Source organism: Streptomyces sp. NBC_00669, assembly GCF_036226785.1.
Taxonomy (GTDB): domain Bacteria; phylum Actinomycetota; class Actinomycetes; order Streptomycetales; family Streptomycetaceae; genus Actinacidiphila.
The window spans coordinates 739,035-751,223 of sequence record NZ_CP109018.1 but is presented as its reverse complement, the minus strand read 5'-3'; the positions used below and the strand labels follow the sequence as shown (position 1 = coordinate 751,223).

Genomic DNA, 12,189 nt, shown 5'->3' with positions numbered 1-12,189 from the left:
GTCGGGGCCCGCGTTGCGCGGCGCGGGCCGGTCGTGGCCGGTGTCGGCCGGCGGTGGCCGGTGTCGGCAAGGGAGTTCGGCCGCGCAGGGCCCCGGGTCCGTACGTCAGTGGTCGCCGCGGCCCGAGGGTGACGTGCGGGCAGGGACGGGGCCCACCGGGGCACCGGGTGCGCCCCGCTCAGGCGGCCCGCCCCATCACCACGCGGCGTCACCGGTACGGGGCGGGGGAGTCGGCCGGGTGCACGCGGCGCCCGCGAGGGCCAGGGCGGCCAGGTCCTCCAGGACCGCGGCGGGCCAGTCGTCGTGTCCGCGCAGGGACCACCGGCGGCGCCAGCGGGCGCCCGCGAAAGCGGCGGCGACCGCCGCGGCCCCGCCGACCGCGCCGGCGGTGGCGAGCAGGACCGGCCCGGGTGAGGAGGGCGCGGGCCTCTCCGCCGAACCCGACGCCGAGTCCGCCGAACCCGCTGACCCCGACCCCGAACCCGCCGGCCGCACCGAACCCGCCGAACTTGCCGAACCCGCCGACCCCGACGCCGAGTTCGCCGAACCCGCCGGCCGCGCCGAACCCTTCCCGTCGTCCGCCGCGCGCCGCCGGCCGGGTGGCGGCGCGAGCACCCGCACGGCGTCCGCGGCGAGCACCGCGGCCGCCAGGCCGCCGAGCACGACGCGGGGCACCAGCCCGGCGGCGGTCAGCCGGCTCGGGGTCGCCGGCAGCTTGTCGGCGATCAGCTCACCGACGGCAGCGGTCACCGTGCCGATCACGGCCGGCCGCCCGGCCAGCAGGTCCAGCGGTTCCGGGGCGGTCTCGGCCCGCCCGCTCACCGCGACGGCAGCCGTCCCGATCTGGCTGCGCGCCCCGGACGCGGCCCCGACCAGCCCGGCGCGCACAAGGCCGGCCCGTACGCCGGCGGGCGCTCTCACGCGCGCCGCTCCCCGGCCGTCACGACACCGTACGTCGCGAGGCCGTACAGCAGGTGCGGTATCGCGTCGGAGACCCAGTCCGCGCCCGACCACGTGCGCGGGTCGCTCACCTTCAACTCGGCCATGGACAGGTCGGTGACCGCCATGGCGAGCGCCCCGGTGAGGACGCCGCCCGCCCAGAGCGGCAGCCGCACCCCCGCCTTCCGCAGTACGGCGACGGCCGTGCCCACCCCCACGCCGGTGGCGATCCCGGACAGCGCCGCCAACGCGCTCACCCGGTTGTCGCGGGTCTGGCCGGTGCCGTCGATGGTGACCCCGGCCCGGTCCGCCAGCGCCTCCACGGTCGCCTCCGGAACGGTGCTCGCGGGTCTGCCGCGCAGGGCCATGTCGCCGTACGTGACGGCGTTGAGCACGGTCGTCCCGGCGGCTCCGGCGAGGCCGCCGCGCAGTAGCGTTCGCATCATGGTCCCCGGGTGACCCGCACCCGAGGGCGTGAAACACCGCGACGCGTGGTTCCGTCCGGTCGCGTCCCGTTCGAGCGCGACCCCACCCGTCACCGAACGGAACGCAGCCCGGATCGCGCCGTAGCCGATGCGGTCACGCGACGCTGCGTAGCGGCGTCGCCCTTTCGGGTGATGGCCACGCCCTACGTACCCCTGTGCCGGCAGGGGCGAGACGGTCCCGCTGTGACGGGTGGTCGCCGCTCCGGGCCGGGCTCACCCCAGGAACGGCTTGATCAGGCCGAGCAGCGCCTCCGGGCGGTGCAGCGGGATGATGTGGCCGCAGTCCTCAAGGACGTGGCCCACGAGATCGTCGGTGATCGGCCGCAACTGCCGTTCGAGCGCGGCCCCGACAGGGTGCGCGCCGATCGCCATCGTGGGCACCGTCAGCCTGCCGGTGGCGGCGGCCCGTTGGATCTGCCGGGCGCCGGCGGGCATCGCGCGGTAGTACGAGAAGGCGCGGCGCAGCGCGTCGGTGCCGGTGTAGGCGCTGACGAAGGCGTCGCGGAGGTCGGGGCGGAGCCCCTCCCCGAGGGTGCCGGCGTCGAGGAACCAGTCGATGTAGCGGGCTTCGTGGCCGGTGAGCACGTCTTCCGCGAGGCCGGGCACGGCGTGGAAGCCGAACCACCACGGTGCCCCGCCGGCCAGGAAGTCCTCGGCACCCGGCAGCGTCCCCAGCAGCGACTCCATGACCACCAGCCGGCTGACGAGGTCGGGGCGGCGCATGGCCAGCAGGAAGGCGGGCGGGGTGCCCGCGTCGATGCCGACCACGGCCGCGGAGGTCTCGCCGAGGGCGGCGAGGAGGGCTTCGGCGTCGGCGGCGAGGGTGCCGGCGTCGTAACCGCCGGTCGCGGGCCCGCTCGCGCCCAGCCCGCGCAGGTCGGGGGCGATCACCCGGTGGTCGTGGGCGAGTTCGCCGATGACGTCGGTCCACAGCTGCCAGGTGTGCGGGAACCCGTGCAGGAGGAGGACGGTGGGGCCCTGTCCCGCGGTCGCCACGTGGAGTTCGACGCCGCCCGCCTCGACGCGGCGCAGCACCACCTCGGGCGGGCCGCTGCGGGCGGTGGTGCGGGGGACGGGGGACATGGGCGACCTCCCAGGCGGTTACCAATGGTGACAACACCACCGTAGGTAACTACGCTGGACCGGCCAAGACCGCACTCGTGCCACAGGTGGTGAGCTCCAGGTGACCGCCCCTTCCGTCCTCTCCTCCCCGTCCGGTCCGCCCCAGGGCCGCGGCGACCTCTTCGACCCGCTGTGCCCGACCCGGCGCCTGCTCGACCGGATCGGGACCAAGTGGACGTCGATGGCCGTCAAGGTGCTGGCGGAGGCGTCCCCGGACGAGGTGCGCTTCGCGGAACTCCAGCGCCGTATGGCGGGCGTCTCGCAGAAGATGCTGTCGGTCACGCTGCGCGGGCTGACCCGCGACGGTCTCGTCAGCCGTCGCGTCGAACCCACGGTGCCGCCCCGTGTCCACTACCGCCTCACGGAGTTGGGACTCTCCCTGGAGGGCCCGCTGTCCGCGGTCAGGGACTGGGCCGAGCAGCACATGGCCGAGATCGACCGCGCCCACGCACGGGCCGACGCCCAACCGTCCGACGCCCACCCGTCCGACGGCTGAGGGGGAGCGGCCCACGTTCAAGCCGCTGCACGGGCGTTCGATCCCGCGCGGCGAGGCCGGTTCGGAAACCCGCCGGGCCTCGCGCGCCGGCCGCCGGACCGGCCGCGCCCACCCGTCGGCCCCTCGCCCCCCGACCTCCCCCTGATCGCCCCCGAGTGACGCCCCGTCACCAGCCCCCCGCGTCCCCCGCACCCGCGACAGCCCCCCGCTTACACGCAGTTGACCGTGTTTGTCCGCCCCGGCCGCAGAACTTTCCTTGACACTCCTGCGCGGTCGGAGCAACATCGTCTTTCACTTCCTGACAACGTTGTCGGGTTCGGTCCCGTCGCCCCGCCCGCCGGGGGGAGAGGCCGTTCCCCTGCCGATCACCCGTACTCCACGAAGGGCAGGATTGGTGCCAGACTCAACCCCGCACCGGACGGTCGGAACCCGCCGCAGGCGCAGAGCCGTCTGCGCGCTGGCCGCGGCGACCGCACTCCTCGGGCTCGGCCTCGGCGCCGGGACCGCCGACGCGGCGCCCTCGCACGGCGCGCCCGCCGACCCGGCCTCGGCCGTCAACCCGCTGATCGGAACGTCGAACGCGGGCAACACCTACCCCGGCTCCGTGGTGCCGTTCGGCATGCTCGCGTGGAGCCCGCAGAACTCGACGGGGAACCAGTTCTCCACGCCGGCGCCCGGTGGCTACCGCTACGACGCCACGAAGATCCGCGGCTTCAGCCTGACCCACCTCAACGGCGTGGGCTGCTCCGGCGCGAACGGCGACATCCCGATCATGCCGTACGTCGGCGACGTCGACTCCTCGCCGAGCGCGGACACCAAGGACGCCACCTACGCGAGCACCTTCAGCCACGCGAACGAGACCGCGTCGCCCGGCTACTACAAGGTCGGCCTGGACAGCGGCGCGAGCGCCGAGCTGACCAGCACCGCCCGTACCGGCACGGGGGAGTTCGGCTTCCCGGCGGACAAGCCCGCGAGCATGCTGCTGCGCACCTCCAACTCCGAGAGCGGCAGCAGCGCGGCCGACGTCCACGTGGACGCCGCGACCCGGATCGTCACCGGCTCGGTGAGCGCGGGCAACTTCTGCGGCCCGCAGAGCGCGAACAACCGGCACGACCTCTACACCCTGTACTTCACCGCGCACTTCGACCAGCCGTTCGCGAAGGTCGGCACCTGGACCGACGACACGCTGAAGCCCGGCTCCACCTCGGCCTCCGGCGGCACCGGCTACAACTCCAGCGGCAACGCGACCGCGGGCAAGGGCTCCGGCGCCTACGTCACCTTCGCCCAGGGCACCAAGAACGTGCAGGCCAAGGTCGCGATCTCGTACGTCAGCGCCGCGAACGCCGAGGCGAACCTGCGCGCGGAGAACCCGCCGGGCAAGTCCTTCGCCGCGGTCCACGCCCAGGCGGTCGCCGCGTGGAACACCGCACTGCGCAAGGTCCAGGTCTCCGGCGGCAGTTCCGACCAGACCAGCACCTTCTACACCGCGCTCTACCACTCGATGCTGGAGCCGACGCTCACCAACGACGCCAACGGGCAGTACCTCGGCGGCGACCGCAAGGTCCACCGGCTCTCCCGCGGCCAGCACGCGCAGTACGGCACCTTCTCCGGCTGGGACCAGTACCGTGCCCAGGTGCAGCTGCTGACGCTGCTCCAGCCCAAGGTCGGCAGCGACTACGCCCAGTCGCTGTTCAACTACGCGAACCAGCGCGGCGGTGAATGGGACCGCTGGCTGCTGGAGAACGGCAAGACCAGCGTCATGTCCGGCGACCCCTCCGACGCGGCGCTCGCCGGGATCTACGCCTTCGGCGGCACCGACTTCGACGCCAAGGGCGCCCTCGCCTCGCTCGTCAAGGCCGCCACCGTGCCGACCGCGAACGACTCCGACAGCTCCGGCTGCAACGTCGAGTGTGTCGGCCAACGCCCCGCGCTGGACCAGTACAAGGCGCTCGGCTACGTGCCCGCCGACAACTGCCACTGCTGGGGCGGCGCCGCCGAGACGTTGGAGGACGCCGCGGCCGACTTCGGCATCTCGCAGCTGGCCGGCCAGCTCGGCGACCGCTCCGACGCGCAGAAGTTCGCGCAGCGCAGCGGCAGTTGGAGCAACGTCTTCGACCCGAACGCCACCACGCAGGGCGGTTGGATGCGCAACCGCAACTCCGACGGCTCCTGGGCCGGCACCAACTTCAGCCCCGCCACCGGCGACGGCTTCGTGGAGGGCACCAGCTCGCAGTACAGCTGGATGGTCTACTCCGACATCGCCGGCCTCGCCCAGGCGATGGGCGGGAACAAGGCGGCCATCGAGCGCCTCGACGCCTTCTTCCACGACGCCGACGGCAGCTTCGACTTCACCGCCGACGACCCGACGAAGAACGACCCGACCAACGAGCCCGACATCAACGCGGCCTACCTGTACGACTACTTCGGCGCGCCCTACAAGACGCAGGAGACCACCCGCGCCGAGACCGACACGCTGTGGACGAACACCCCCGGCGGCATCCCCGGCAACGACGACGCGGGCACCATGTCGTCCTGGTACGTCTTCTCCGCGCTCGGCCTGTACCCGCAGGTGCCCAGCCGCGCCGACCTGGTGCTCACCGCGCCGGTCTTCCCGCACGCGGTGATCCACACCGGCCTGGGCCGGACCATCACGGTCAACGCGCCGCAGACCTCGGCGAAGAACGTCTACATCCAGAGCCTGCGCACCAACGGCAGGAGCTCCGACCAGCCCTGGGTCCCCGCCTCCTTCGTCACCCACGGCGGCACCCTCGACTACACCCTGGGCAGCACCCCGAACACCAAGTGGGGCAGTGCCGCCAAGGACGCGCCGCCGTCCTACCGCGACGGTGAGGCGCCGTTCTTCGCCAGCACCGCGCCCGGCGCGGTCAAGGCCGAGCCCGGCACGTCGGCGGACAGCACGCTGAGCGTCTCGACGATCCGCGACAGCCGCCAGGACGTGCGCTGGTCGGCGGCCGCGCCCGACGGGATCACGCTGAGCCCGGCCGGCGGCCGGATCAGCCTGCCCGCCAACGGCACCGCCACCGCGAAGCTGTCGGTCTCGGTCGCCGCGGGCACCAAGTCGGGCGTCTACGCCGTCCCGATCACCCTGACCTCCTCGGCCGCCGGCTCCGGCAGCACCCCCGCCCCCAAGGCGTGGCTGTCGGTGACGGTCGGGGTCAAGGGCAGCATCAGCTGGTACGTCAACAACCGCGGCATATCGGCCGATGACGACAACCCGGCCGCCAACTTCGACGGCGGCGGCTGGAGTTACTCGGCGAAGGCGCTGGCCGCGGCCGGCGTCACCCCGGGCAGCACCGTCTCGGCGGGCGGCTTCGACTTCACCTGGCCGCAGGTGACGCCGGGCGCCCCCGACAACATCCAGGTCGGCGGCGGTGACCAGGTGCTCGACGTCTCCAAGACCGCGGCGGGCGCCACCCGGCTCAGCCTGCTGGGCAGCGCCGACGACGGCCCCACCAGCGGCACGGCCACCCTCACCTACACCGACGGCACCACCCAGCAGGCCGACATCGGCTTCAGCGACTGGACCCTCGGCGGCGGCGGTGACCAGCCCTCCTTCGGCAACGTCACGGCGGTGCACACCACGTACCGCGACGTCATGGGCAGCAGCACCGACCCGGTGGGCACCGATGTCTTCGCGACCGCGGCCATCACCCTCCAGGCGGGCAAGCAGCTCGCCTCGGTGACGCTGCCGGCCACCACCACGGGAGGCGACATGCACGTCTTCGCGGTGGCGACGGCGTGACCGACGGCGCGGGCGGCCGTCCCCGGACCGAGCACGCGGGTCCGGGGGCGGCCGCCCGCGCCCGCTCAGCCGGCCGGGCGGACGGACACCGTGCGGGTCCCGGCGGTCAGCCCGTCGAGCAGCACGCAGCCGTCCTGGGCCCGGGCGGCGTACGCCTTGGCCTTCTTTCCGTTCCACGCGAGCTTGCCGTCGACGTGCACCGTGACGTGGTGTCCGTCGGTGGGCAGGGCGACGCTGCCCCGGGTGCCGCGCGGCACCCGGACGGTCAGGGCGAACGTGCCCCGGCCGGGATGGTGCCAGTCCACCCCGAGCGGGCCGCGCGGGGTGGGCACCTGGCCGCGCGCCCAGGCGACCGAGCCGGGGCGGGGGCGCACCGACCAGGTGGTGAAGCCCGGCGCGGTCGGCCGGACGCCGAGCAACTCGTTGGTGAGCGCCGGTACCACGCCGGTCGACCAGCCGTGCGCCATGCTGGTGTACGAGCCTTCGTACAGCGAGCCGTCGGGGCCGATCCCCTCCCAGCTGGTGATGCCCGGGTCGTGGGTGTCCATCCAGCCGTAGGTGCGGCGGATCTGGTCCAGCGCGGAGTCCTCCCGGCCGCTGCGGAAGCGGGCGACCAGCTCCGGGTAGGAGGTGAAGGCGTAGACCCGCTGCGAGGCGCCGTCGAAGATGGTGTCGTTGTCCATGAAGGCGTTGCCGTACGGCAGTACCGTCGTGGCGTCCAGGTGGGCGAGGGCGGACGCGGCCCGGGTGGCGTCGGCCACGCCGGCGGTGATCGCGATCGCGTTGCCGTCCTGGGCGTGCCGGGCCGGGCCGCTGGAGGAGTCCAGGTAGGCGCCGGCGGCCGCGTCCCACAGGTGGGCGTTGACGGCGGCGGCGACGGTGGTCGCCCGGTCCGTCCAGCGGCCGGCGTCGGCGGAGTTGCCCAGGTACGTCGCGATCGAGGCGGCGTCGGTGAGGGCCTGCACGTAGTTGGCGTTGTAGTAGGTGATCTGGCCGGTGCGGCCGAGGAAGGCGTAGTCGCCGTACCCCGACGTGCCGTTGAGCCCCTTGCTGAGCAGGCCGTCCCCGTCGGTCACCGACGGGTACCAGGAGTCGAGCACCTTCGTCAGGTGCGGGTAGTAGCCGGTGGCGTAGGCGCGGTCGCCGGTGTGCAGGACGTAGTCCCAGCTGCAGGTCACCCACCACAGCGGATAGTCGAAGAGCGGCAGGGTGTAGCCGTTGATCGACGCCGGCGGTATCCAGCCGTCGGAGCGCTGGTGGTCGGCGAGGTCGGCGAGCACGTTGCGGGCGGCCGCGGCCGCGTCGTCGTGGGTGAGGTACAGGGTGCGGGCGGACACCGCCAGATCGCCGACGTACGGGTCCCGGTCGCGCTTGGCGCCGTCCTGGAGGACCAGCTTGCCGTCCAGGGAGGGGCTGTCGGCGCCGCGGGGGTCGATGTCGTCGGACCGGAAGGTGTCGGTGACCAGCTCGTTGGTGTACGCGGCGCCGTACCAGTAGCGGTTGAGGTCGTCGTCGGCGCTGAGGAACCAGCCGGTGTAGGAGTCCGGGGTGCCGAGGTAGGCGGTGAACTCCAGCCATACCGCGTCGATCGACACCTCGCCCCAGGGCTGGGCGGCCGGCGCGTCGGAGGCGAGCGCGTCCAGGCTGATCTGCAGGTAGCGGAAGCCGTGCAGGCCGTCGGCGTAGACCTGGGTGCCGCTCTGGTAGCCCTTGGTGTCCTTCCAGTCGGCGCCGCCGGCCGGCACCGCGAACTGGTCGGTGCCCTGGGAGGGCACCCCGGACTGGTCGGCCCGGGTGAAGTCGCTGCGGTCGGTGAGGAACTGGACGGTCTCGGAGAACGCCAGCCGCACGCCGGGGGAGTTGCCCGAGGCGGAGGTGAAGGTGACGTGCGGGTAGCCCACCACGACCTTGCCGAAGTCGACCACCACCCGAGGGATGTCGTCGTCGGCCAGCAGCCCCGGGTACACCTCGTTGATCCGGGTGAACTCGCCCTGGGGCGTGCTCTGGTCGGCGGTGACGTTGATCCGCACCTGCGTGGTGGAGACCGTCGCGGCGAAGGGCACGGCCCGCCGCACGGACGTGTTGCCGGTGACGGTGGCGGCGGTCCGCCAGGCCGCGCCGTCCCAGGTCTCGACGGTGAAGTCGGCCGGCACGCCGTCGGAGTTGGACAGCAGCGTGATGCCCGGCAGGGACAGCGGCGCGGCCGTGGTGACGGTCAGGGTGTCCGGGTAGGCCGCGATCGTGTCGTCGTTCCAGAAGGTGCCGGGGTCGCCGTCGATCGCGTTGCCGGCGTCGTAGGTGCGCGGCTGCCCGTCGTCGCCGCCGTTGGGCGCGTGCGAGGACGAGGCGGTCGCCGTGGTGCCGTCCGGCCAGCGCGGCGGCTGCGCCGGCTGCGGGCGGCTCAGCACGGTGACGCCGCCGCCCGGTGCCAGCAGCGCCTGCGGGTCGGTGACCGCGCCGCTGCTGCGCAGCACGCTCACCGGCCGTACGGTCCGGCTGGACGGGCCCTGGACGTACTTCTGCCAGTCGCCGGTGTCGTGCGGGGCCGGGGCACCGGCCCCGCCGCGGTGGGCGCTGTCCGCGGCGGCGGTGCCGGCGGAGCCGAAGGTGAGCCCGGCGGCGGCCAGCGCGGCGCCGCCGAGCCCGGCCTTCATGACGGTGCGGCGCTGCGGTCCGGGCGGGCGGGGACCTTCTCCCGCAGGGGTGTTGGGCATGGGGGCGGCTCCAGACGGGACGACGGTGTGAAACGTTTCAATGGTGGAGTGCGGCTTGAGGCTACAAGCACATCCGAGCTCCGTCCAGGTGTCGCGCCGGGCGAGCCTTCGCGGCCCGCCGGGGGTGCGCCGAGGCTTGAATCGATACGGACGCGGCGGCGCCGGACGGCTTCTGATCATCCGTCAGGCGCCGAACGCTTGACGCCGGGGCCCTTCGTCGTCAGGATTCCTGTCATTCTTGGCATGTCCCACGCCCCGGATTCCACCAGGCCCGGCCTGCATGGAGAGCTGACAACGTTGTCAACGAAGTGGAGTACACGATGACCCGACGGACGCGGCTGCGAAGAGCGGCCACCGCGGCAGTGGTCGCGCTCGCCGCGGCCTGCGCGGCGGCACTGCCGGCGCAGACCGCCTCGGCCGGCACGGCGAGCGCGGGCGGGGACCTGACCCACCTGGTGAACCCGTTCATCGGGACCCAGGACGACGGCAACACCTACCCCGGCGCCGCCGTGCCCTTCGGCATGGTCCAACTCTCCCCGGACACCGGCCACAACACCGGCTACGACTACAACCAGGACCACATCCTCGGCTTCAGCTCGGTGCACCTGTCCGGCGTCGGCTGCGGCCTCGGCGGCGACCTGCCGGTGCTGCCCACCACCGGCGACATCACCAGCACCGACGACGCGCAGTACGCGGCGCCGTACAGCCACGACGACGAGAGCGCGTCGCCCGGGTCGTACCAGGTGAAGCTCGGCACCGGCATCACCGCCGAGCTGACCGCGACCGCGCGCACCGGCTGGCAGCGCTACACCTTCCCCGCGACCGACAAGGCCAACGTCCTGCTCGACAGCGGCCAGGCGCTGCACAAGGTGACCAGCAGCACCGTGACCGTCGTGGACGACCGCACCGTGCTCACCGCGATCACCGGCAGCGGCTTCTGCCAGGACACCAAGCCGTACACGCTCTACACCGAGACCCGCTTCGACCGGCCGTTCGCCTCCTACGGCACCTGGAACGGCGGCACCGTCACCGCGGGCAGCGCCACGTCCACCTCCACCGGACGCGGCGGCGCCTACGTGCGGTTCGACACCACCAAGGACCGCGCCGTCACCGCCGTGACCTCGCTGTCGTGGACCGGCCCGGCCGGCGCCGCGAAGAACCTCGCCGCGGAGGGGCGCGGCAGCTTCGACCGGACCCGCGCCGCCGCCAAGCAGGCGTGGCAGGACCGGCTCGCGCAGATACGGGTGACCGGCGGCACCGACGAGCAGCAGCGCACCTTCTACTCGTCGCTGTACCGGTCCTTCCTCGCCCCGAACGTCGGCGACGACGTGGACGGCCGGTACACCGGCTGGGACGGCAAGGTGCACCCCGCGGACGGCATCACGTACTACCAGAACTGGTCGCTGTGGGACACCTACCGCACCCAGCAGCAACTGCTGTCGCTGCTGGCGCCGCGCGAGTCCCGGGACATGGCGCTGTCGCTGCTGCGGGTGGCCGACGAGAGCGGGCAACTGCCGCGCTGGGGCTACGGCACCGTCGAGACCAACATCATGACCGGCGACCCGGTGACCCCGTTCCTGGTCGACGCCTACCGGCAGGGCCTGCTGAAGGGCCACGAGGAGGAGGCGTACCGGGTGCTGAAGCAGCACGTCGACCACGCGGCGCCCGCCTCCTCGCCGTCCGCCGACCGCCAGGCCGACCCGGAGTACCTGGCCAACGGCTACGTGCCCTACGACCCGACCCGGCCGCAGACCAAGCCCGGTGACGACGACTACCAGCACGGGCCGTCCGCGACGCTGGAGTACGCGCTGGCCGACGCGGCGCTGGGCGGGATGGCGCGCGACCTGGGCCACAAGGCCGACGCCGCCACGTACCTGACCCGCGGCCAGAACTACCGCAGCATCCTCAACCCGGCCACCGGCTTCTTCCAGGCCCGCGACACCGACGGCGCGTTCGTCGGCCCGACCGACCCCGCCTCCAGCGTCGGCTTCCACGAGGGCACGTCCTGGCAGTACATGTGGCTGGTGCCGCAGGACCTGCCCGGCCTGCTCGACCAGATCGGCGGCACCTCCGCCGGGAACGATCGGCTGGACTCCTTCTTCGCCTACGACCAGTTGCTCAAGGACCCGGCCGGCACCGCCCGCAATGTGTGGGTCAACGGCCCCTACTCGTACTACAACCAGGACAAGTACAACCCGCAGAACGAGCCCGACCTCAGCGCCCCGTACACGTACCTGTCCACCGGGCAGCCGTGGAAGACCACCGACGTGGTGCACGCCGCGCTGACGCTGTTCACCGACGCGCCCAACGGGGTCACCGGCAACGACGACCTCGGCACGATGTCGGCCTGGCAGGTGCTGTCCGCGATCGGGATCTACCCGATGGCGCCCGGCACCGACGAATGGGGCGTGTCCACGCCGCTGTTCAGCCGGGTCGACCTCAGCCTGGACCGGAAGTACTACCCGAGCGGCCGGCTGACCGTCACCGCGCCGGGCAGCAGCGACAGCGACCGCTACATCCAGTCCGCGCGCCTGGGCGGCAAGGCGCTCACCGACACCTACTTCACCACCGCCGACATCAAGGCGGGCAAGAACCTCGCGCTGACCCTCGGCACCTCGCCCTCGACCTGGGGCACCGCCAAGTCGGCCGCGCCGCCCGCCCTCGACCACG

At 73.2% G+C, this 12,189-nt stretch carries 6 protein-coding genes and 1 pseudogene; 3 read left to right on the top strand and 4 right to left on the bottom strand.

All coding sequences use genetic code 11. The features are described 5' to 3' along the window. Positions 1 to 195: 195 nt before the first annotated feature. From OG896_RS03030 to OG896_RS03020, 3 genes are all read right to left on the bottom strand, one after another. Complete coding sequence (locus tag OG896_RS03030; protein WP_329362126.1) at positions 196 to 921, bottom strand: hypothetical protein; 726 nt, start codon at positions 919 to 921, stop codon at positions 196 to 198. Further along, entirely contained in the window at positions 918 to 1,385 is a 468-nt protein-coding gene (locus OG896_RS03025; protein ID WP_329362124.1) for a hypothetical protein, read from the bottom strand. Before OG896_RS03025 ends, OG896_RS03030 begins: the two co-directional genes overlap by 4 nt. A 252-nt stretch (positions 1,386 to 1,637) precedes the next feature. Further along, positions 1,638 to 2,507: an alpha/beta fold hydrolase gene (locus tag OG896_RS03020; RefSeq protein WP_329362122.1), complete on the bottom strand. Its 870-nt coding sequence runs from the start codon at positions 2,505 to 2,507 to the stop codon at positions 1,638 to 1,640. A gap of 100 nt (positions 2,508 to 2,607) precedes the next feature. Between OG896_RS03020 and OG896_RS03015 the strand changes: the two genes are divergently transcribed. Together OG896_RS03015 and OG896_RS03010 are read left to right on the top strand one after the other, a co-directional pair. Continuing rightward, the gene (locus OG896_RS03015) at positions 2,608 to 3,042 is read left to right on the top strand and encodes a winged helix-turn-helix transcriptional regulator (protein WP_329362119.1); all 435 of its coding nucleotides are present in this window, start codon (positions 2,608 to 2,610) and stop codon (positions 3,040 to 3,042) included. Positions 3,043 to 3,499: 457 nt separating this feature from the next. Next, positions 3,500 to 6,805, top strand: coding sequence for a GH92 family glycosyl hydrolase (locus OG896_RS03010; RefSeq protein WP_329373637.1), 3,306 nt, complete (start codon positions 3,500 to 3,502; stop codon positions 6,803 to 6,805). 65 nt (positions 6,806 to 6,870) lie between these two features. Here OG896_RS03010 and OG896_RS03005 read toward each other — a convergent pair whose 3' ends face one another. Continuing rightward, the gene (locus tag OG896_RS03005) at positions 6,871 to 9,519 is read right to left on the bottom strand and encodes an alpha-L-rhamnosidase-related protein (RefSeq protein ID WP_329362117.1); all 2,649 of its coding nucleotides are present in this window, start codon (positions 9,517 to 9,519) and stop codon (positions 6,871 to 6,873) included. Between the two features lie 320 nt (positions 9,520 to 9,839). On the opposite strand from OG896_RS03005, the pseudogene OG896_RS03000 reads away from it, so the two are divergent. Beyond that, positions 9,840 to 12,182: pseudogene (locus tag OG896_RS03000) on the top strand (GH92 family glycosyl hydrolase); the annotation flags it as partial. Between the last annotated feature and the right edge of the window lie 7 nt (positions 12,183 to 12,189).